Here is a 22,371-nt window from a genome sequence, read left to right as displayed (position 1 = left end):
TCAGGCAAAAACCTGCACTGGCATGCTGGGCGTGAACATATTAGCCCATGCTTCAGCTTGTAGATTTCATTGCCCGGAATCGGTTTTTTTTGGTGTTCGTTTTGCTGGAAATTTTCAGCGGATGGTTGATTGTGCGTAGTAATTCTTATTGGGGCGCCACTTATTTCAATACATCAAACTATTATGTTGCCAAAACGCTTGCATTTTCTAATTCAGCCCGTGAGTATACCCGCCTGGGTGAAATAAATTCAGATCTCGCTAATGAAAATGCACGACTGAATGCATTGGTCGCTACGCTGAGCCAGAAAAATGCCAAGGACGCTCCGGTAGGTTATGTTCCTGATTCAGCTTTCAATGCCAGATTCACATACAAAGTTGCCAAGGTCGTAGATAATGAAACGAACAGAACCAACAACTACATCACAATCGATAAGGGATCTGCCGATGGTATAGAACCTGATATGGGTGTAATCTCGGCAACAGGTGTTGTTGGAAAAGTCCGGTTCTGCTCAAAGAATTATTCGATTGTCACTTCCATTCTGCACCCACAGTTTATGGTTTCTTCCAAACTGATCAGAAGTAACGAAATTGGAACTGCCAAGTGGCCTGGAAAAGACCCTAATTTTGTAGATATGGTGGATGTCTCCAGATATACCAAAGTCTATAAAGGAGACTCAGCGGTGACGTCAAATGTGAACGCCGTTTTTCCACCGGGAATTATGGTTGGAAAGGTTAAATCAGTTACTGTTCACCCTGACCAGACATTTTATAATATCGTCCTGGAACTAGCGACGGACTTCAGAAACCTTTCCTATGTCTATGTGGTCAAAAATCGCCAACTTGGGGAACAGGAAACATTAAAACAACGCTTAGGAGATCGTCGATGAGTTTACGCGAAGTAATACAATATAGTTTGATGGTAATACTTTACCTGCTGCTGCAGATCTTTTTCATGCGCAACATGGTTTTGTTCAACTATGCGTTTTGCTTTATCTATATCGCCGGCATTTTAATCCTTCCGGCGGAGATCAGCAGAATGTATCTTCTCTTTATTGGATTTGCAATTGGATTTACTGTTGATATTTTTTCAAATACATTTGGAATGCACGCAGCAGCCACAGTCCTGATCGCTTATCTGAGACCATTTTTGATTCACTATCAAATGGAATCCAAAGGAGCCGAACGCGTAGATATTGGTATTCGAAGTCAAGGAATAGGCGCTTTTTTGGCTTACGTTTTGCCTTTAATTTTTATCCATCATGCCATGCTTTTCCTAATGGAAATAAATAATTTTGGCATGATATTGCACACACTCATCCGAATCGCAGCAAGTACCCTCTTCACAATGCTAATGATCGTGCTACTGGAACTTTTTTCAAGGAGGTAACCTGACATTTTGACCGTGCCAAATCCGGTGGCTCGAAATTTGATGTTTATACATCAATAAGGGGCGGTCCTATAAATTATATCATCGCCAGTGTCAGGTAAAGTCCTTTCAGCGAAAAAATGTGCATCCCGAAATAATGGCAGTTCAGGAACTTATAACCGCCGTTCATCAAAATTTGCTTTGTACGATTTGGAGCTGTTGATAATCTTTGTAAATTCAGCATTCCTATGTCAGTTGCCATGTCAGAATCGATCACCACTAATGGATACACAGATGATCTCAGATACGAGATCTTCAACCGTGAATTCATGCCACACATAGACTCCATGTATAACTTCGCCTTCCGTCTAACCATGGATGAAGACGATGCGAACGACCTGGTGCAGGACACATACCTGAAAGCTTTCCGTTTTATTTCTTCTTTTGAACAAGGTACAAATGCCAAAGCCTGGCTTTTCCGTATCTTGAAAAACAGCTTTATCAACGATTATCGTAAGAAAAGCAAAGAACCTTCAAAAGTTGATTATCAGGAAGTAGAAACAACTTATAATTCCGAAGAAGCATCCGACACAACTTACACGGTTGATCTTCGTGCTGATGCAGTTCAGGAATTAATCGGAGACGAAGTGGCCAATGCTTTAAATGCACTGCCTGTCGATTTCCGTACCGTAATTATTCTATGTGATATCGAAGGATTCACATATGAGGAAATGGCAAAAATCCTGGATATTCCAATTGGTACCGTACGGTCCAGACTACACCGCGCGCGTAATCTTTTGAAAGAAAAACTTAAAAGTTATGCTAGCTCAATGGGTTATGATTCATAACCTATGAACTTTTTTTATGCACTATTGGGTTATAGGGTACAGTCGTACATATATATTCCAAAAATCAATTTACCAGCATAATTTGTGATGAATGCATCTTCCCATACGCCTTCTGTTACAGAAGAAGCGCAAAAACAAACCATGAAGCATAGTTGCGAGCATCATGCCGAATGCATGAAAATCATTCAGTCGATTCTCGATGACGAAGCTACGGAAGCAGAAAAGGATCATTTTAGGGAGAACATGGATAAATGCCTTCCTTGTATCGAGGCGTATCGCCTAGAAAAATGCATTAAGGAGTCATTAAGTCTCAAACTTGTGAAAAAACCTTGTCCTCAAAGTATCATGGATACCATTTTAACCAAAGTAAATAGTTAATCCGGTTTCGCGTGAAAGGTAAGCTTATCATTTTTTCTGCCCCATCAGGATCTGGGAAGACTACAATAGTCCGGCATCTTTTAAGTAAATATTCCTCGCAGTTAGCGTTTTCAGTTTCAGCTTGCACACGTTCGCAGCGTGAATATGAAATAGATGGAAAAGATTATTATTTTTTATCTATTGAAGATTTTCGCCAGCGGATTGCAAATCAGGAGTTTGCAGAATGGGAGGAAGTATATGCCGGAAATTATTATGGAACACTGAAATCAGAAATTCAAAGGCTTTGGGATGAGGGAAAACATGTAGTTTTCGATGTGGATGTCAAGGGTGGCCTTAAACTCAAAGAAGCATACGACGAAAGTGCATTGGCTGTGTTTGTGAAGGTTTCTTCGGAAGAAGAAATTCAACGCAGGTTAAACAGCCGAGGTACAGAAACTCCCGAAACGCTTGCAACACGCTTAGCGAAAGTTCGTTATGAGCAAAGTTTTGAGCATGAATTCGATACAGTACTGGTGAATGATCATCTGGAAGAAGCTTTGGCGAAAGCAGAGGTTTTGATTCAGGACTTTATTCATTCATAACAAACTGATCTTTGTCATGCTTTTGTCAGTAAATTGTCAGTTTTGTCATGACAATTCAAGTCCTCATAAATGCAGCAAAAATTCTCCTCTATCATCATAAACGTTTCAATTCCTGACGTATGAAAATCGGTCTGTTTTTTGGATCCTTCAACCCGATACATATTGGTCATTTGATTATTGCCAATACCATGGTCACGGCTACGGATCTCGAACAGGTTTGGTTTGTGGTCAGTCCTCAAAATCCCTTCAAAAAAAATAATAGTTTACTTCACGAATTTGATCGTTATGATCTGGTTTCCAGGGCTGTTGCAGATAATTCCTTGCTTAAAGTTACGGATATAGAGTTTCATATGCCGAAGCCGAGTTACACGATCGATACGCTGATCAGAATGCAGGAGAAATTTCCTCAGCATGAATTCAAGCTGATCATGGGTGAAGATAATCTGGCTCAGTTCCCGAATTGGAAAAACCACGATAAAATTCTTGAATACGTCGGCTTATATGTATATCCGCGGCCAAATGCTGCATCTCATAATTTCAAAGATCACCCGGCTGTGAAATTTGTTGAAGCTCCCTTGCTCGACATTTCCGCAACGTACCTGAGAGCCTGCCTTAAAAGCGGTAAATCAATTCGTTATATGGTTTCAGAGCCAGTTGAAGAAATGATCCGGTTGAAGAAATTTTATCTCTGACAATTACGGTCAGTTACCTCAATTTTTTCAATTCATCGATCATGGCAGATCGCTTTGGATATTTTTCTCTCAGTGCTTGCGCCGCTTCGATAATTTTTGAACGGCTTCCAGGCATTTGCTTCATAATTTCCAGCATATTATAAGCCAGATTAGCATATTCACGGCGTGAATTAGCCTTTTCACCATCCAGAATAAGTGCTGGAATAAAAAGATCTGAAAGTTCAGACTCAAACCTGACCGCAAGATAAGGGAGGTATTCAAAAAGCACATCCAGCCTCGGATATGATTCCACTACCCTGTAAAGGCTTTCCCACTTTTTTTCCTCTATATACAACGGAGCAAGGACCTTTAACAAGTGATAACTTGGAGACCACCATGCGTGATGAAGATGTTCCTTGGCCTGCATATTTATTTCCGAAGTAAGTTTTGCGACTAACTTAAAAAATGCTGCTTCCTGCTCAGATTCTGGAAACGTGTTTTTCCACGCGCGATAGTAATTACAATCAAAACCTTGATCAAAAGCGAATTGAAGTGAGTAATGCCTTATAGCTTCAATATCTTCTTCAATAATGGCAATTTCAAGAAGCCTCCTTTTCCACTCTGTCACAGTTCCAGGATGCTCTTTGTTTTCAGCAATTACAATTCCTTCGGTTATTAATTTTTTGGCAGATATATAATCTTTTCTTTCAAGGAGCTCGCTTAGGAGCTCTTTTCTAACTTCGACGAAATTCAAATTCTCATGAATCAATTTTTCTCTTTCGGCAGTATTTCCGGTTTCCCGGAATAACAGTAATTTCTGAATTAAAAAATATTCCGCTGTATAGTTATCTTCCTCCTCTTCGTGATCATTCGTCTCGCTCCGGCTGGCAGATATCAGAAAATCCTCTACTCTTCCAAGCTGTATTGCCAGATACCGAAATGTATTGAAAAGCTCATACCCAAAATCTCCATAGTCAAAATACACGTCCTTACTGAGCTCTTCATTCAGGAATAAGAAGAGTTGTTCTTTTATTTCACTTGAAATCTTTGTGGATTTAGCAATTTCTTGTATCAAAAGGACAGCATCCAAAATCGTGTCTCCCAGATAACCGCTGGAATCATCTATTTCAGGCACAGCATCTGCTGCCAACTGCGACAAAACCGTACAGACTATAATTGAAGCATCCTGAAAATTATTAAGGTGAATAGCTTGCCTGGCTTTTGCAAGAATTGCGTTCATTGCCTGAGCCAGATCATTGGAAGAATAATAATCTTTAAACCGCCTGTCTATTGCAGAACGAATCGCTTTTTTTACCAGATCGGCATATTGTCTTTTAACATCTGTGCCCTTATGTTTATTGACAAAGTACAGCTCAAACTGACGCTTAAAATCTTTGTTGTCGCTGGCGTAATATGCTACAAAGCCTTTCAGCTCAGCTTCTGCCAGATTTTCCAAAATATCGTCAAAAGCTCCCATTTTTGGCTGCGCCGCCGGCTTGAATTGAATCGTTTTAACTTTATCTTTCAATTCATAAAAAACAGCGACAATATGCTTAAAAACATCTGCATCATGGGGGCAATCACACAAAAAAGAATCTATTTCGCCGCCTTCCCCCAGCATTACTTCCACCAAATAAATCTCTGAACCCTCCACCGAAGCAGTCCACAATCCGGTTTCCTCTTCTTCAAGACTGATCACCGCACCTTCGTAGTAATAGTTTTTTCCGCGCTGAAGTATTATCCGGGGAAGTTCCTGGTGGAAGTTTTTTAAGTTCATCTCAGGATGAGGTTAGATATCAACTTAAATTTAACAGGCTGATCTACTTATTACCAAGGTTTGGAATGGGCTAGATTATAATGGCCGGCTCTGATAAGTAATCTCTGACATCAACCCAATCGCATTAAATTTCATAATCACCTTTTTTGCTTCGGATTTTTTTGTGATGTCCTCGCACTGAGTCCCTTTCTCCAAAAAATAAACATAGAATTTTGTATTTCCTGCGCCTAACTGATGGATATCCGGCTTCCCAAGAATCTTTCCTATCTCGTCTGCGAATTTTCCCAAAAGCTCTTTTTGTTCCCCTCTCAGATCTGCGACCAATTCTGCTCGCTCTCCTTTGCATCCTCCGCGGTCCTGACGCCATTTTTTCAGGTCCAGCTTGCCAAGTGTATCCGGAGGTGTCGAACAGGCTACAAGGCCGAGAAAAAGCGCCATTAATGAAACTAGTGATTTTATCTTTATCATATCAACATTTACAACTTCGGTATTTATAAAACAAAAGCGAATCTAATCATATATTCACAAGCGAAGAAAACGTTTGTTGAAAGATGTAAGGGAATCGACCCGAAATGTTTTTACGGAATAATTTTATATAAGCATTTTGCAAAAAACTTGCAGGCTACTCTGCTTTTTCTCAGATTCCAAAAATATTATGAAATCAAAAATCAACGGAATCCCGATGAAAAAAATAGTTCTTTTTAGTTTTCTCACATTTTGCAGCTTTTGTTCTTATGCCCAGGCAAGTTTTTCACGTCCGCAGGATGCGACGGAATGTTCAAATACTTTTTTCAAAGCCATGTTAGATGAAGATACCAATATGCTGAATGATATTTTGTCAGATGATTTTTCAATAGTAAGTTTTGATGGACAACAAGTTGACCGCGAGATGTTAACTCAAGGTGTTGCGCAAGGCTACATCACGGTAGATTCCGGAATGATATCGAGTACGCGGACAAAAAATTATGGCGATGTTGGTGTGATCACAGGGACCTGGAATGTGCGGGGAAAAATTGAGAACAACAGTTTTCAGAACGCGGTAACGTATACTGTCGTTTCTGTAAAAAAAGGAGGAAGCTGGAAAATTTCTACAGTGCAGCTGACTCCGGTCAGGTAACATTTGTCAATAAAAAAGAGCTTCTTGGGCAGAAGCTCTTTTTCTAATATCATTCCTGTTGAATATTATTTCCCAATTGGTACCAATATCCCGATGTGAGCGGATGCTCCCCGGTTGTGAACTTTGGAATCGTCACCACCTTCCGATGCAAGGTTTCTTAACCCAAAATGATAACGTCCTTCGGCAAAAACTTTTATAGTGCCAAGAGGATATGCGACGCCCGCACCACCGACAAGACCAAAATCAAATTTATTGGTATCATCCGAAGAACCATAAGATTCGTCTTCACTCGTGTCGCTAACCAGTTCACCGTCAACATACACTTTCGATCTGGATTTTGCTCTTATATTACCAGTCATTAGTCGCACCTCAGGTCCGATGGAAAGCAATCCCTGCAGTTTTCCCAATTGAGGTCTGTATTGAAATAGGATCGGCATTTCAATATAATTCACCAACAACTTTCCATTAATGTCAATCTTTACCTGCTGGCTATTGATCAGCTGTTCGGATTTCTCCGAAATCCGGGCACCACGCTGGGAGAATCCCGGTTCAATTTGGATACTGGTTGATCCACTTATAGGCAGATTAAATAAAAGTGCAAAGTTCAAACCTGCTTTTGGTTTAAACGGGAAGTCCTGATCGTCTCCACTCACTGCAAAAGTCGCAAAATTTGCTCCTCCCCTGACACCGAGACTTACCTGGGCCCAGGAAGCCGAGCAAGCAAGAGTGAAAAGTGATAATAAAAGAAATTGACGTACTGATTTTTTCACAATCATGGCTTTTCGAAAATTTGTTGAGTTGTTTACCGAAACCTTAATACTAAAAGAAATAAAAGTAATAGAAATTACAAGTATACGAAAGTTTAATTATTTCGATAAAAAATTGATTGTGCTATTCCCCCTACAAAAAAAGCCGCCCTTAACCGGGCGGCTGATTTTTCAAAATTTATAATCAGAAAATACTAAACGTTCATTAAAGATTCACGACGACGCATTTTACCGGCCGGAATACCAAACATCATTTTGAAACGACGGCAGAAATAAGCTGTGTCTTTATATCCAACATCAGAACCAATAGCACGGATACTTTTCTTCGAAGTACGAAGCAAGTCAACTGCTTTCTCCATACGTTGGTATTCGATATAATCCTGAGGATTAATACCAGTCAGCATTTTGAAGTACTGTCCAACGTAATCTTCTGATACGTTTGCAACGTTTGCCAAAACTTTGTTGGATAGATCACCGCCCAAATTGTCTTTGATGTAAGCGAAGATGTCAATCAAACGAGGATCCTTGAAATAAGTACTGTTTGTAACAAGTTGTTCAACAAATAATTTATTTTTAAGAATATAACGAATAATTTCGATTACAACCTCTTCTGTTTTAATCTTGATGATACGTCCTTTACCAGGGATATCAAGCATATCTTCTGTCAAAATCTGATTGATCGTGATTGCAATCTGATCGTCTCTCTTGATCAAAAACGGAGGAACATCCAGCGAAGTAAAGAAGTTTACAGTATCGAAAACTTTTGCTTCAAAAGAGATAAGACCAAATGAATTTGGCAATTTTCCGATTAAAGCAGGGTCATGTCCGGCTTCTATATAATTATCCCGGTTTGTCATGAACTCTTCGTTCGACACGGTTTTCGCAGATTGCGTGTTTCCGTACGTAACAGTTGCATGCTTTCCGCCTGGGATAAACAACATGTCACCTTCTTCTACCTTATGAGATTCCTCACTCCCGAAAGAAACTTCTCCGTCGTACAAAATTGTAAGTGAATTCTGTACATCATAAAAATTCTTAATCGTGATAGGTTGCAGGATACGAATGTGTCGTGCCTTCACAAACTTCACTCCCAACGATTCGATAATCTTATTATAGTCTTCCATACATGTATACATTTAGGGCCCGAAAAGACCGATTATTCTAATTTTGTACAAATCTAATAAATTGTACAAAACTAATACAAGCATGTAATAACAAAAAATATAAAAAAAGTATCTTTTTAAGACGAAATTAATCCCTCATTTAGAACAATATGTAGAAAAATGCCTTAAACGAGCTATTTTAGCAACTCACGAGCAATCACAAGTTTTTGGATTTCAGAGGTACCTTCATAGATTTGTGTAATTTTTGCGTCACGCATCAGCCGTTCAACGTGAAATTCCTTAACATAACCGTAACCCCCGTGAACCTGAACGGCTTCCGTTGTAACCCACATCGCAACATCGGACGCATACAGCTTAGCCATAGCGGCCGCTTTTATATAATCTTTTCCCTGATCTTTAAGTCTTGCTGCTTTATAAACGAGCATTCTGGCCGCTTCAATTTTTGTCGCCATTTCGGCAAGCTTAAATTGTATAGCCTGGTGGTTACTTATCGGTTTTCCGAAAGTCTTTCTTTCCTGGGAATATTTTAAAGATAATTCAAAAGCTCCTGCAGCAATTCCCAAGGCTTGGGCAGCAATTCCGATTCTTCCGCCGTTCAAAACCATCATCGCGAATTTAAACCCGAAACCATCTTCGCCGATTCTGTTTTCCTTTGGCACTTTAACATCAGAGAACATCAGCGTATGGGTATCGGATGCCCTGATTCCCATTTTATCTTCCTTTCGCCCCACAGTAAATCCGGCAGAATTTTTTTCGACGATGAGCGCATTGATTCCCTTATGTCCCCTATCCGGATGAGTCTGCGCGATGACTAAACAAATTTCTGAAGAATTTCCGTTGGTAATCCAGTTTTTAGTACCGTTTAATAAATAGTAATCACCCATATCCTCCGCCGTCGTATGCTGTGAAGTAGCATCAGAACCAGCCTCAGGTTCAGAAAGACAAAATGCACCAACCATTTTCCCTGATGCAAGCCGGGTCAAATATTTTTCTTTTTGCGCATCCGTTCCATAAGCCTGAAGTCCCCAGCAAACCAGAGAATTGTTCACCGACATAATCACGGACGCCGAAGCATCTATTTTCGAAATTTCTTCCATCGCAATAACATAGGAAAGCGTATCCATGCCGCCTCCGCCGTATTGCGGCAACACCATCATGCTCAAAAAGCCCAGATCTCCCATCTTTCGGATCAGAGCAGGATCAAACTTTTGTTCATTATCACGTTCTATAACACCTGCTAAAAGTTCATTCTGTGCAAAATCACGGGCAGCAAATTGTACAGCCTCATGTTCCTCACTCAGGTTGAAATCCATTCCGGTAAGTTGCGCATTATATGGCATAAGAAAGGTACTTTTGATGATTGCTAATAACTCAAAAATAGACTTTTGTAATATAGTATGCAAGCATACGAATTTGTAACGTATTAAATCTTTGCGTTTTGCTGGTCATTTTGAAAAAAAGTTATCTTAAGTTTGCGGCTTGATATGAGCTCAAACCGCTAAAATCAACACACTTCATAAAAGACATTTACTTTAACATGCCCATTCTTACCGTTTTTTATATCAAGCTTTTCATCAACCTGGGACTTACGCTGGGTATTTTCTGGGTGATCAGCCGGTCTGAACTTTTTGCAAAATGGCAGCTCGAAAAAGAAAAGGCCGTTTTTGCAGCAGGTTTTGTCCTGCTTCGTCTGATTCCATGGATCGGAATTTTCCTGATCATCAATGAAGATCCACGCGGTGATATTCCTTTCTTTTTTTATAAAGCAGAAGCTGCAAAAGCCGGTGGTTTTGTGTATCGTGATTTTTGGTCGTATCATGCTCCATTATATGCCTATATTATCAGCATTCCGGTGTGGATCTGGCACAATTCCCGTGCCATCGTTTTATTTATGGTATTGATGGAAAGTGCAATCCTTTGGCTTACCTACAAAACCTATAAAGTCAAAAGCAGCAGAGCATTACAATATGCGATGATCTATCTGATGCTTCCAGCCGGATTTATGTACATCCTTGTAGACGGGCAGGAAGAAGTGTGGTTTTGGGGTGCCGCCTTACTGATCTGGCGTTATACAATAAATCATAAGGATAACTACGAAATTGGTGCCGGGCTGCTTTTTGCGCTGACGCTGCTGACAATAAAAGTGACGTTCATTTTTCTCCTTCCTGCGATTCTCGTTGTAGTTAAAAAGCCAGTAAAAATGCTGTTAGTGATGGCGGCCGTCGGAATTCCGGCTGTCGGATTTTTATACTGGCAAATCGGAGATCTGTTTTTAATGCCAATTCAGCATACGGAGCAATTGATGACGCCAAACTTATTCTCAGTAAGCCGTCCGTTTATTGAATTGTTCATTCATATCAACGAAAAGAAATCAACCATGATCAACTGGATCGGTTTACTTTTCACAGTTTTTCTTCCAGCATATATGGCATTTAAAGCACGCCACAGACATATCAGCGAAATTCTTCCCGGAATTTTTATCGCTGTGTTTGTCTGTATGATGATTTTCCAGGCAAGTGCTATGGGTGCCTACCTGATCGCTTATTTAATGGCCGTTTTGTTTGATGTTATCGATATCAGAAAAACCTGGCATGTAATCGTTTTATTAGCGGTAAACTGGCTCACGGTTGTTCAGCCTTTCGTTTGGGTTTACATTCACCAGCCTTCTTACACTTCTTTCGGCATGTTTGGAAATCTGTCAAATCTCTTTGAGTATATTTTACAAATTATGAACGTATTATGTTTTGTCTGGATTTTGCGGAAGACTTATCAAAACGTTGTAAATCCTGATAAACTGGCTGTGGCATGAGTGTAGTTTTAGCAAAAACGGGCATCAGCCTGGCGTGTATTGTCCTGCTGATTATTCTTATTTCCCAACGAAAAAAACTTTCCGGATGGCTTGAAAATAAGGGCGTCAGAGCTTCTCTGGTTACAGGCTGGGTTATTTTCCGCCTAATTCCTTTCATTGCCGTTTACATTTTAGCCAATATTACCCCAACTTCCGATGTGCTTGGTTTCTGGGACGAAGGCAGCAAGGCCTCCATGGGCCAGGTTGTCTACCGCGACTTCTGGTCGCCCTATTCTCCGCTATATGCCTATTTTCTTGGCATTTGGCTAAAAATCTGGTATAGTCCGAAAATGATCGTACTTACCATGGCTGTCATGGATGGCGTGGCGCTTTGGGTTTCGTGGCATTTTTTCCGTCCATTTCAATCGCGCGGATCATTTTTGTTTAAAGCACTCATATACTATGTTCTTCCGGGATCGCTCGTGTTATGTATCGTAGGTGCGCAGGAAGACGTTTGGATGTGGTTATTTGTTGTTCTTGCATATCTCGTCAGAGAAAGAACCGTTCGTGTGGAATGGTATGCCGTAATTCTCGCCATCGGATTATTGATGACCAAAGCAATTTTTGTCCTGATCCTTGTCCCGTTATTTCTTATTGAAAAACAGAAGATCAGATTCCTCATTCCGATGGTTATTATCGGAATAATTTCGCTTGGTATTCTTTATCCGCTCGTGGGTCTGGAATTCATGCAGCCGATGGATGAAGCAAAAGTTTTGCGGGCTCCTAATATCCTTTCAATCATCAATCCGTGGTTTTTTGACGGAATTGGCGTTGGCGAAAAATTCTGGAACTGGGTTGGACTGGTAACTTCCGTTGGCTTGGCTACGATAGCTGCTTTCCGTTTGCAGCATGCCGATTTTCGGATTATGCTCTCTCGTGTCTGGGTTGTTTTATATGCGACGATGATGGTAATCCAGCAGAGCGCTTACAGCAATTATATTTTTCTCTTTCTGGTACCGCTCGTTTTTTACGTAATCGACTGGAGCAACCGCAAACAGGTTTTTCTTCTTTTAATCTTTAATATCCTTTGTGTTGTTCACCCATCCTATTGGTGGAGATTAGGTATGCCGCGCTATTTGAGTCCGGCTGACATAACGGCCTCGGGAGGTTCTATAATCGATTACCTAATCCAGGTGAGTATTATTATCCTGACCGGATATTTTGTGTGGCTTGCTTTTCCTAAAAAAGAAGTTTCAGGAAACGTATCCCGTTGACTATAACCTATTGATTTTTAAGATTATTTAAGAAAATTGGATCAAGGTATCTGTATACTTTTGAAGATCGCTAAATCTTCATTATGCAACCTGTCGATATCCAAACGCTTCATGAGCTTCAGATACTTTCTAAAAATAGTAAGGAGCGAAGTATCCTGAATTTCTTTGATCAAACCAAAACACAGGGAGGCCAGGATGCGCTGAAAAGGCTGATCGGTATACCTAAAAAATCTGTCGAAGAAATTTTATCATTTCAGCAGCTTCTCAATTTTGTACACGAAAACCTGGACAATTGGGAGCTGAACGTATCCAGAGCTTACATTGCAGCCGCTGAAAGTTATTATGCTTCCAATATTTCTTACACCATGTCCCAGGATGTTTTCAAACATTGGGTCGATACATTTTTATATTCCTGGCGCCATCCTGCTGAATTTTATTTCGTTCAAAGCGGCCTGACAGCAACACTACTTCTCGTTCGTGGAATGCGGGATATGCTTTTCAAGTTTGACGACGCTGATATTCCAAAAGAATTGCAAGACGATTTCTCGTTTCTTCGGGAATTTCTACTTTCTTCCAGCATCAATTCTTTTGTTAAAACAAAAGGAAATCATCTTTCACTCACATCGGTATTTTACCGCGATTATTACTTTCGGGTTACAAATAAAAATCTATTTCGACGGCTACTTGATACCTGTTACAAGTTTGATGCTTACGCCTCCGTTGCCAAAACCCGAAAATCACATCATCTTGTTTTCCCCAGATTTATTGAAAATAAGACAATTTTTAAGGCTGACCAAATCTGGCATCCCTTAATTTCAAATGCCATTTCGAATAGTTTCGAGATGGGAAATCAGCAAACGCTCTGTTTATTGACCGGCGCTAACACGAGCGGAAAAACGACGTTTTTAAAAACCTGCGGAGCTATTGTGTACCTGGCGCATCTGGGATGGCCCGTTCCAGCCGAAAACCTCTCCCTGTCTTTTTCTGACCGGTTGTTTACTTCGATACATCTTTCTGATAATCTGGAATTAGGGTATAGTCACTTTTACAATGAAATTATGCGGATTAAATCCATTGCAGAAGCACTTCACAGCGGAGACAGATGTTTTGTAATTATCGACGAACTTTTTCGTGGAACGAATCAGGAAGATGCTTTTCATTGTTCTAAAATTGTAGTAGACGGTTTTTCAATTCGAACCGATTCTACTTTTCTTGTGTCGACGCATCTTTATGAGTTACTGGGAAACTTTGCGGATTGCCCCTCTGTTTCTTTCCGCTGTTTTAGAACCATAATCACCGCAAGCGATTTTAAAAATACTTATCAGATCGAAGAAGGTATTGCTTCGGAAAAAATCGGGCAATTGATTTTGAACAAAGTTGGAATTCCTGAACTATTGAAAATCGCTGTTTCATAAAAAAGCCCTCACAAAATTGTGAAGGCTGATTCTATATTATGTCAAATTAATTTTATTCAATCGTATCAAAACCACAATAAGGCACCAATACGGCCGGTACACGGATTGTTCCGTCAGCCTGTTGATTGTTTTCCAGCAAAGCTGCCACGATGCGCGGAAGTGCTAATGCAGAGCCGTTGAGTGTATGCAATAATTGCGTTTTCTTATCCGCGGATTTGTAACGGAGTTTCAGACGGTTTGCCTGGTAAGTTTCAAAATTAGATACAGAGCTGCATTCGAGCCACCTTTCCTGTCCGGCAGACCAAACTTCAAAGTCAAAAGTTAAGGCGGATGTGAAGCCCATATCTCCGCCGCATAGGCGCAAAATACGGAAAGGCAATTCCAGTTTTTCCAGCAATCCTTTTACATGATTCGACATATCTGTCAAAGCCTGATAAGAATCTTCCGGCTTACAAATCTGAACAATTTCAATTTTGTCGAACTGATGCAAACGATTTAAACCACGGACGTGCGCTCCCCAACTTCCAGCTTCACGGCGGAAACAAGGTGTGTAAGCTACGTTTTTAACTGGCAAATCATTTTCTGCCACGATCACATCACGATATAAATTCGTTACGGGAACTTCCGCTGTCGGAATCAGATAAAGATCGTCCTGGGCATCGTGATACATCTGGCCTTCTTTATCCGGCAATTGTCCGGTACCAAAACCTGAATCTGCATTAATAAGGATCGGAACCTGCACTTCGTTGTAACCGGCTTTTCCTGCTTCATCCAAAAAGAAAGCAATCATCGCGCGTTGTAAACGGGCAGCCTTTCCTTTATAAACCGGGAAGCCTGCCGCAGTAATTTTATTTCCAAGCTCAAAATCAATGATCGGAGCCTGTTTTCCGCCCAATTTTTTGATCAACTCCCAGTGAGGCTGCGCGCCTTCCGGAAGTACGGGCTTGGCACCCGCTTCAAGTTCATTTACATTATCCTCCGCAGTGCGCCCTTCCGGAACACTTTCATGCGGCAAGTTTGGTAGTTTTACCAATTCACTTTGCAGCTCCTCTTCAATTGATTTGTGCTGCTCGTCAAGCTCTTTGGATCGTTCTTTCAAAGCCGCTGTTTCACCTTTCGCGATTTCAGCTTCTTCTTTTTTGCCATCCTTCATTAAGCCGCCTATTTCCTTTGCTTTCGCATTGGATTGGGCCAGAACTGCATCCAGTTCCTGCTGCGTTTCCCGACGCAGGCGATCCAGTTCTATAATCCGGTCAACCACAGTTTCCGGATCTTTATAATGCTTCTTCGTTAATCCGGCGATTGTTAATTCCCTGTTATCCCGGATAAAAGTTGTCTGTAACATATTTGGCTATTAGCTTTTAGTGATTAGCTGGGTTGACATAGTGCTGACTGCTAATCACTAAATAAATGATCAGATTTTTGAAATCACGGAGCCGTGAAAATACCTTTCATCGCATCTTCATAATAAAAAAGACGCTCATTAAGTACATTTAAGGCCTCAGCTTTGTATTTCGAATGGATCAAAAGTGAAAGATTGTGTTCCGAAGCACCATACGAAATCATTCGTATAGGAATATTTTTCATCGCATCAAGTACTTTCAGCGCGATTCCTTCCTTATCGGCGCTAAAATTTCCAACGATACAAATGATATTCTGGTCGCTGTCATTTTCTTCCAGATCTGCAAATTCACGTAACTCTGCTGTGATTGATTCAAGATGTTCCGAGTTGTCAATCGTTACCGATACTGATACTTCCGAAGTAGTTATCATATCGACAGGCGTTTTGTATTTTTCAAAAATCTCAAACACACGACGCAGGAAGCCATATGCATTCAGCATACGTGTAGAGTGAATATATATCGCTGTAATATTATCTTTCGCAGCGATCGCTTTTATTTCTCTGTCAGAAGATTGGTTGGCGATAAGCGTTCCCGGTGCTTCTGGTTGCATGGTATTTTTCAAACGAACCGGTACACCACGAAGTTTCGCAGGCGTAATTGTGCTTGGATGGAGAATTTTTGCTCCGAAATAAGCCAGTTCAGCCGCTTCTTCAAAAGTAAGTTCCCGAATAGGGAAAGTTCGTTTTACGATACGCGGGTCATTGTTGTGCATTCCGTCGATATCAGTCCATATCTGGATTTCCTCTGCACGGATAGCTCCACCAATTAAAGAAGCAGTATAATCAGATCCACCGCGTTTCAGGTTGTCAACCTCCTCGCGTGGGTTTCTGCAAATAAATCCTTGGGTAACAATTGTTTGCTTATCCGGATGCTGTGCTAAAATCGAAGTAAGTTTTTCTTCGATTTTTTCAAGTTCCGGCTCATTATCTGCATCAATTCGCATAAATTCCAAAGCAGGAAGCAACACAGAACTATCCCCTACTTCTTCCAGATAACCCTGGAAAAGCTGGGTACTCAACAATTCGCCCTCTGCAACAATTTCCTTTTCCTGTTTGGAAGCAAAAGGTTTGATACCAACCAGCGAACGGATAAATCCGAATTCATTATCAATTATTTCCTGGCCTTTGGCAAGACCCGCTTCAGTTGAATAAAGCTCCTTAATAAAAGCATCGTAATGCGCTTTCAAATCACCGATTTGCTTCGCTGCAGATGCATCTTCGTTTGCCTTGGCAGCTTCTCCGATCGCGATAAGTGCGTTCGTTGAGCCTGACAAAGCGGATAATACTACAATTTTCCGACTTGGATCCGTCAAAAGAAGTTCACGGATTGAATGCATACGTTCAGGTTTCCCAACCGAAGTGCCGCCAAATTTCCAGACTTGCATAATTATTAATTATTGAAATTTTTAATTTACTAAATTTTTGAATTGCCAGGGATTGTCACTTATTGCGGCCGCCGCGCGGTCAGGAAGTTGTCAGGGGTTGTATTTGCCATAAACGAATCCTGACTATTTCCTGATCACCCTTGACCGAACAAATGACCATTTCCTGAATACAATTGACCTCGCGGCGGCCGCAATAAATGACCACTTCCTGACTATACCTGACCAATACTACTTACCGGCAATTTGATCCTTTAGCCCCACCATCTTGATGGCAGTCATTGCTGCTTCGTCGCCTTTGTTGCCGAACGCTCCGCCGGCTCTGTCGATTGCCTGCTCCATATTATTTGGAGTCAGAACACCGAAAATTACAGGCTTATTATTTTTGATGCTGATGTTTGTAATGCCTTGGGCAACAGCGTGGTTGATATAGTCGTTGTGTTTCGTTTCTCCTTGAATCACAACGCCTAAGGCTATAACGGCATCAATATCTTCACGCTGCGCGAACCAATGAGCGCCTAACGTTAGCTCAAAACTGCCAGGAACATTTCCTCTTAAAATATTCGCTTCGGCCGCACCGTAATTGACCAATGTCTGATAGGCACCTTCGAAAAGTTTTTCTGTGATCTCATTATTCCACTCGGCTACCACGATAGCAAATTTTTTATTACTGATATCAGGAAGTCCTTCTGTATTGAATACGCTTAAATTTTTATCTGCACTTGACATATAAGTACCTGTTAATGATAGATTATGAGTTGAAATATTTGAAAACAAAAAAAGGATAAAACCGGTGTCGGCTTTATCCTTTCCTGGAACAATAATGGATCACCATTTATTTGCCGACTTGTCCCTCTAACAATCCCATGTACTTCTTAGCGTTCACAACTTCCGATGAAAGCGGGAACTCTTCGATAACACGTTTATAGGAAGCAACAGCATCAGCAGCCTGATTCGCTTTTTCCTGAGCAAGTGCAAGCTTCATTAAATATACTGGTGTGAAAAATTCGTTTTTTTCGTTATCAGCGGCTTTCTTATAATAAGTAATAGCCTCAGCTGCCTGGTTTTTTTCAAGATAGGCATCACCGATCAATGATTGAGCACGCGCATGAACCAACAGATCAGAAGAACTGAAAGATTCCAGGTGGCTGATTGCATCATCATATTTTCCCTGCTTCAACAAAGCAACACCTGCATAAAAGTTTGCAAGATTTGCCGCGTCAGTACCTTTATAGCTATCCGCAATAGACAAAAGCCCTTCGTTTCCTCCGCTTCCATTCAATGCTTTTGACAAAGAATCAGCTTCGAAATCATAAACAACAGAAGAAAGTGCGTTTTGTGCCGTACCTTCCTGTCCATCTATATAAAAACGATATCCCGCAAACGCTACTACTGCCACAAGGATTGCTCCTCCGATACCTGCCAGTACTTTGCGATTTTTAAGGAAAAAAACTTCAGCCTTATTGATTTGGCCTGCTAACGCTTCCGGAGTTTCAATAATTTCAAGCCCGGACTCGTCCGTAATTTTCTTGCTCATATCAATTGATTCGTATTTTGGAGTGCAAAGTTATGAAAACTTATTTAAGTCAAAACACTTCTCGCACAATTCTTTACAGTCGACTTGAATTGCTCTTCTTTATTATATTAACTTTTTGTTTGAATTTTTATTATTTCAACACAATTTTTACTTGAAAAATAAGTTAAAAATTTCATTCCATACAAAAAGAAAACTGCGTAACGTATACATTTCCAGTAACATTACGCAGTTTAAAATCTAATATATAGCTATGGATTAGCTGTATAACGGATACTGTGCCATCCAGGTATTGATCTCCTGTTTCACAGCAGCAATTTTTGCATCCTGATCATGGTTAACCAAAACTGTGTCGATCAAATCTACGATACGTTCCATGTCTGTTTCAAGAAGTCCGCGTGAAGTCATTGCAGCAGTTCCCAAACGCATACCCGAAGTTACCATCGGAGATTTGTCATCGAAAGGAACCATGTTTTTATTGATCGTGATATCAGCCTTGATCAAAGTATTTTCTGCAAGTTTTCCTGTAAGACCGGATGCAACACCATTTTTAGTGCGCAAATCGATCAGCATCAAGTGATTGTCTGTTCCACCGGAAATGATCTGGTATCCCTTTTCTACGAATGCTTTTGCCATTGCCTGAGCATTTTTAGCAACCTGAACAGCGTAGTTGTAATATCCTTCACTAAGTGCTTCACCGAAAGCAACCGCTTTTGCAGCAATAATATGTTCTAACGGTCCGCCTTGTGTTCCAGGGAAAACACCTGAGTCAAGCAAAGATGACATCGTACGAAGTTGTCCTTTTTGAGTTTTGATACCGAAAGGATTTTCAAAATCATCACGCATCATAATCACACCACCGCGAGGACCGCGTAATGTTTTATGTGTTGTTGTTGTGACGATATGGCAATGTCCAAACGGATCGTTAAGCAAACCTTTTGCGATAAGTGCAGCCGGGTGAGAAATATCTGCAAGAAGAATTGCACCAACCTGATCGGCGATGTTACGAAGTCTTTCATAATCCCAGTCACGGCTATAAGCAGACGCACCGCAGATCAATAATTTCGGACGTTCTTTCAAAGCAGTTTCCTCAACTTTATCCCAGTTGATAAGCCCAGTTTCCGCTTCTACACCATAAAATACAGGTTGAAAATATTTGCCTGAAATGTTGACAGGAGATCCGTGAGAAAGGTGACCACCATGTGCAAGGTTGAAACCCATGATCTTATCGCCAGGATTCAGACAAGCCACAAAAACCGCCATGTTCGCCTGAGCACCTGAATGAGGCTGAACGTTTGCCCATGTCGCACCGAACAATTCTTTCAGGCGATCAATCGCAATTTGTTCAATTTCATCGACTACTTCACAGCCACCGTAGTAACGCTTGCCTGGAAGACCTTCTGCATACTTATTTGTAAGCACACTTCCTGATGCTTCCATCACCTGCTTGGATGTAAAATTTTCGGAAGCAATCAGCTCGATACCTGATTCCTGACGGTGTTTTTCTTTATTGATAAGGTCAAAAACTTGGGTATCACGTACGACGCTTGTAAGTGTAGACATGGTATTTCTCTTGAAATGATGTGATATTTTTCTAACAGGGTACAAAAATACAATAGATTATTTGGTAATAAAATTTTAACAAACACTTTATGATGAAATCCTCATGAGATGTTTGCGTGTACGAGCACCCTTTATTAAATTGCACAAAAGTTATTTTTAAATTATTTTAATAATATTCGCTTTGTGTTGTAATTTTGCACTCAATATTTTTATCATAACTTTAAGCTTGCCTATCTGGTTCGGCCGTTATGATTAAATTTATTGAAAAGATTTACAGCTATTTTTCCAGACCGACTATTCCAGTTCATTCTTACTAAACTCTTGATTTAGAAATCACATTTAATTAAACCCATGGATCAACAATCTCTCAATCCCGAAACAATTTTGATGCAGGCAGCTGATAATGCTATTGTCTCAGGCGAAAGTGTCGGACAACCGATAACTTACGAAAAGATTCCAACCCAGATCTTTGCAGATTCTAAAGACGCTTCTAATGCAGTAGCTCAGGAAATAGCAGATCTTATTCGTCAGAAACAAAAAGAAGGCAAGCCTTGTGTTTTGGGATTGGCGACAGGTTCTTCTCCAAAAACTGTTTATGCAAAACTTGTTAAAATGCATAAAGAAGAGGGCCTAAGCTTTAAAAATGTAATTTCATTCAATTTGGATGAATATTATCAGATGGAGCCGGACTCTATTCATAGCTACCACCGGTTCATGAAAGAGCAATTGTTTGATCATGTTGACATACCGAAAGAAAATTACTTCCTGCCAGACGGAACAATTCCTGCGGCGATGGTTCGTGATTACTGTACTTCATACGAAAATAAGATAAATGCGGTAGGCGGGCTGGATTTCCAACTTTTAGGTATTGGTGGAAACGGACATATTGGTTTTAATGAACCTGGTTCGCTTATCAATGCACGTACAAGGCTGATCACGCTCGACCATTCTACACGTGCTGCGGCGGCGATGGAATTCGGAGGACTTCATAAAGTACCCCGCAAAGCAATCACTTTGGGTGTTGCTCCGATATTGAGCGCGCGTCGTATCGTTTTGCTTGCCTGGGGTGAGCGCAAAGCTTCTGTTATCAGAGGTGCTGTGGAAGGACCGGTTACAGAGCGTAATCCTGCTTCTTATTTACAGGCGCACCCGGACGTTTCTTTCATTCTTGATGAAAGTGCTGCTTCGGAATTGACGCGTGTAAAAACGCCTTGGTCGGTTGATTCTGTTGTTTGGGACAACAAAATGATCAAAAAGGCCGTGACGCATTTGTCACAAAGCCTTAAAAAGCCAATTTTGAAACTTACAGACAAAGATTATAATGACAATGGTATGAGTGATTTGCTCGCACAATATGGTGCTTGCTATGAAATCAACATCAATGTCTTTAATCAATTACAGCATACGATTACAGGATGGCCAGGCGGAAAAGCGAACGCCGATGACACGAACCGTCCGGAACGTGCACAGCCTGCAAAAAAACGTGTGCTTATTTTCAGTCCGCACCCGGATGACGATATTATCTCGATGGGGGGTACTTTTCAGCGTCTGGTTGACCAGGGACATGAGGTACATGTTGCTTACCAAACTTCCGGAAATATTGCCGTAGCTGATGATGAGGCGCTTCGTTTCATTGATTTCGTTGTTGATTTTAATAAAGAATTCGGTATCGAAAGTCCGGAAGCAACGAAGATATTTACCGATGCGAAGGAATTTCTGAAGCATACAAAAGACAGTGAAATTGACACACCTGAAATCCGCCACGTAAAAGGAACCTTACGCCGTGGGGAAGCAAAAGCGACTTGTCGTTTTGTAGGGATTCCGGTGGAAAATGCTCACTTCCTGAACATGCCGTTTTACGAAACAGGAACGGTGCAAAAAAATCCGATTGGTGAGGCAGATATCAAGATCATCGAAAATTTGATCGAAGAAATTAAACCACATCAAATCTATGCAGCCGGAGACTTTGCCGATCCGCACGGAACACACAAAGTTTGCTGGGATGCAATCGAGGCTGCGTTAGGCCGCTCGAAACATAAGAATTTCATGAAGGATTGCTGGGTATGGTTATACCGTGGTGCATGGGCCGAATGGGATATCTATGAAATTGAAATGGCCGTACCAATGAGCCCGGATCAGGTTTTGAAAAAACGTCAGGGAATTTTCAAACACCAGTCTCAAAAAGATGGTGTGGTGTTCCAGGGCGACGATTCCCGTGAATTCTGGCAACGTGCTGAAGAGCGCAATAGAGGAACAGCTCAGCTATATGATGATCTTGGTCTGGCAGAATATGAAGCAATGGAAGCTTTCGTTCGCTGGAAATTCTGATAGACTGAAAAATCAAAATGAAAAGAGCTGTAAAAAATTTTACAGCTCTTTTCATT

Annotated in this window: 22 protein-coding genes; 11 read left to right on the top strand and 11 right to left on the bottom strand. The window is 40.9% G+C overall.

What is annotated here, in order from left to right:
• Positions 1 to 47 precede the first annotated feature (47 nt).
• Positions 48 to 887, top strand: a complete 840-nt coding sequence (gene mreC / locus BMY70_RS15720) for a rod shape-determining protein MreC (RefSeq protein ID WP_090336703.1) — start codon at positions 48 to 50, stop codon at positions 885 to 887.
• Positions 888 to 916: 29 nt separating this feature from the next.
• Complete coding sequence (locus BMY70_RS15715; protein ID WP_229209634.1) at positions 917 to 1,387, top strand: hypothetical protein; 471 nt, start codon at positions 917 to 919, stop codon at positions 1,385 to 1,387.
• Between the two features lie 76 nt (positions 1,388 to 1,463).
• On the opposite strand, the gene BMY70_RS30930 is transcribed toward BMY70_RS15715, so the two are convergent.
• Complete coding sequence (locus BMY70_RS30930; RefSeq protein WP_177197038.1) at positions 1,464 to 1,628, bottom strand: hypothetical protein; 165 nt, start codon at positions 1,626 to 1,628, stop codon at positions 1,464 to 1,466.
• On the opposite strand from BMY70_RS30930, the gene BMY70_RS15710 reads away from it, so the two are divergent.
• From BMY70_RS15710 to nadD, 4 genes are all read left to right on the top strand, one after another.
• Positions 1,615 to 2,214 (top strand): sigma-70 family RNA polymerase sigma factor, encoded by a 600-nt coding sequence (locus tag BMY70_RS15710; protein WP_090336699.1) that lies wholly within the window; start codon positions 1,615 to 1,617, stop codon positions 2,212 to 2,214. The genes BMY70_RS30930 and BMY70_RS15710 overlap by 14 nt on opposite strands.
• A 141-nt stretch (positions 2,215 to 2,355) precedes the next feature.
• Complete coding sequence (locus BMY70_RS15705) at positions 2,356 to 2,592, top strand: phosphohydrolase (protein WP_229209633.1); 237 nt, start codon at positions 2,356 to 2,358, stop codon at positions 2,590 to 2,592.
• A gap of 11 nt (positions 2,593 to 2,603) precedes the next feature.
• Positions 2,604 to 3,173 carry a guanylate kinase gene (gmk, locus tag BMY70_RS15700; protein ID WP_090336695.1) on the top strand — a complete coding sequence of 190 codons (570 nt, stop codon included), beginning with the start codon at positions 2,604 to 2,606 and terminating at the stop codon, positions 3,171 to 3,173.
• Positions 3,174 to 3,292: 119 nt separating this feature from the next.
• Entirely contained in the window at positions 3,293 to 3,865 is a 573-nt protein-coding gene (gene nadD, locus BMY70_RS15695) for a nicotinate (nicotinamide) nucleotide adenylyltransferase (RefSeq protein ID WP_090336692.1), read from the top strand.
• Between the two features lie 13 nt (positions 3,866 to 3,878).
• Here nadD and BMY70_RS15690 read toward each other — a convergent pair whose 3' ends face one another.
• Together BMY70_RS15690 and BMY70_RS15685 are read right to left on the bottom strand one after the other, a co-directional pair.
• Complete coding sequence (locus BMY70_RS15690; protein WP_090336690.1) at positions 3,879 to 5,621, bottom strand: SWIM zinc finger family protein; 1,743 nt, start codon at positions 5,619 to 5,621, stop codon at positions 3,879 to 3,881.
• 75 nt (positions 5,622 to 5,696) lie between these two features.
• Positions 5,697 to 6,059, bottom strand: coding sequence for a hypothetical protein (locus BMY70_RS15685; RefSeq protein WP_090336686.1), 363 nt, complete (start codon positions 6,057 to 6,059; stop codon positions 5,697 to 5,699).
• Positions 6,060 to 6,303: 244 nt separating this feature from the next.
• Between BMY70_RS15685 and BMY70_RS15680 the strand changes: the two genes are divergently transcribed.
• Positions 6,304 to 6,738 carry a nuclear transport factor 2 family protein gene (locus tag BMY70_RS15680; protein ID WP_177197043.1) on the top strand — a complete coding sequence of 145 codons (435 nt, stop codon included), beginning with the start codon at positions 6,304 to 6,306 and terminating at the stop codon, positions 6,736 to 6,738.
• 65 nt (positions 6,739 to 6,803) lie between these two features.
• Here BMY70_RS15680 and BMY70_RS15675 read toward each other — a convergent pair whose 3' ends face one another.
• From BMY70_RS15675 to BMY70_RS15665, 3 genes are all read right to left on the bottom strand, one after another.
• A complete protein-coding gene (locus BMY70_RS15675) occupies positions 6,804 to 7,508 on the bottom strand; it encodes a porin family protein (protein WP_177197042.1) in 705 nt (234 codons plus the stop codon).
• Between the two features lie 191 nt (positions 7,509 to 7,699).
• Positions 7,700 to 8,629, bottom strand: a complete 930-nt coding sequence (locus BMY70_RS15670) for an AraC family transcriptional regulator (protein WP_090336674.1) — start codon at positions 8,627 to 8,629, stop codon at positions 7,700 to 7,702.
• Positions 8,630 to 8,802: 173 nt separating this feature from the next.
• Positions 8,803 to 9,942, bottom strand: a complete 1,140-nt coding sequence (locus tag BMY70_RS15665; protein ID WP_090337808.1) for an acyl-CoA dehydrogenase — start codon at positions 9,940 to 9,942, stop codon at positions 8,803 to 8,805.
• A gap of 224 nt (positions 9,943 to 10,166) precedes the next feature.
• On the opposite strand from BMY70_RS15665, the gene BMY70_RS15660 reads away from it, so the two are divergent.
• The 3 genes from BMY70_RS15660 (at position 10,167) to BMY70_RS15650 (ending at position 14,106) form a co-directional block, all read left to right on the top strand.
• Entirely contained in the window at positions 10,167 to 11,438 is a 1,272-nt protein-coding gene (locus BMY70_RS15660; RefSeq protein WP_090336670.1) for a hypothetical protein, read from the top strand.
• Positions 11,435 to 12,691, top strand: coding sequence for a hypothetical protein (locus tag BMY70_RS15655; RefSeq protein WP_090336666.1), 1,257 nt, complete (start codon positions 11,435 to 11,437; stop codon positions 12,689 to 12,691). Before BMY70_RS15660 ends, BMY70_RS15655 begins: the two co-directional genes overlap by 4 nt.
• 83 nt (positions 12,692 to 12,774) lie before the next feature.
• A complete protein-coding gene (locus BMY70_RS15650; RefSeq protein ID WP_090336662.1) occupies positions 12,775 to 14,106 on the top strand; it encodes a MutS-related protein in 1,332 nt (443 codons plus the stop codon).
• Between the two features lie 52 nt (positions 14,107 to 14,158).
• On the opposite strand, the gene serS is transcribed toward BMY70_RS15650, so the two are convergent.
• The 5 genes from serS to glyA form a co-directional block, all read right to left on the bottom strand.
• Positions 14,159 to 15,451: a serine--tRNA ligase gene (gene serS / locus BMY70_RS15645; protein WP_090336659.1), complete on the bottom strand. Its 1,293-nt coding sequence runs from the start codon at positions 15,449 to 15,451 to the stop codon at positions 14,159 to 14,161.
• A gap of 83 nt (positions 15,452 to 15,534) precedes the next feature.
• Positions 15,535 to 16,893 carry an aspartate kinase gene (locus tag BMY70_RS15640; RefSeq protein WP_090336655.1) on the bottom strand — a complete coding sequence of 453 codons (1,359 nt, stop codon included), beginning with the start codon at positions 16,891 to 16,893 and terminating at the stop codon, positions 15,535 to 15,537.
• Between the two features lie 228 nt (positions 16,894 to 17,121).
• Positions 17,122 to 17,619 (bottom strand): 6,7-dimethyl-8-ribityllumazine synthase, encoded by a 498-nt coding sequence (gene ribH, locus BMY70_RS15635; RefSeq protein ID WP_090336652.1) that lies wholly within the window; start codon positions 17,617 to 17,619, stop codon positions 17,122 to 17,124.
• Positions 17,620 to 17,725: 106 nt separating this feature from the next.
• Positions 17,726 to 18,427, bottom strand: a complete 702-nt coding sequence (locus BMY70_RS15630) for a tetratricopeptide repeat protein (RefSeq protein ID WP_090336649.1) — start codon at positions 18,425 to 18,427, stop codon at positions 17,726 to 17,728.
• 255 nt (positions 18,428 to 18,682) lie between these two features.
• Positions 18,683 to 19,987 (bottom strand): serine hydroxymethyltransferase, encoded by a 1,305-nt coding sequence (glyA, locus tag BMY70_RS15625; protein WP_090336646.1) that lies wholly within the window; start codon positions 19,985 to 19,987, stop codon positions 18,683 to 18,685.
• A gap of 387 nt (positions 19,988 to 20,374) precedes the next feature.
• Here glyA and nagB point away from each other — a divergent pair, with 387 nt between their 5' ends.
• Positions 20,375 to 22,315, top strand: coding sequence for a glucosamine-6-phosphate deaminase (gene nagB, locus BMY70_RS15620; RefSeq protein WP_090337807.1), 1,941 nt, complete (start codon positions 20,375 to 20,377; stop codon positions 22,313 to 22,315).
• The last annotated feature ends 56 nt before the right edge of the window (positions 22,316 to 22,371 follow it).

This window comes from Dyadobacter koreensis (assembly GCF_900108855.1).
Classification (GTDB): Bacteria; Bacteroidota; Bacteroidia; order Cytophagales; family Spirosomataceae; genus Dyadobacter; species Dyadobacter koreensis.
The sequence above is the reverse complement of the archived record's forward strand: the minus strand, read 5'-3'. Positions and strand labels throughout refer to the sequence as shown.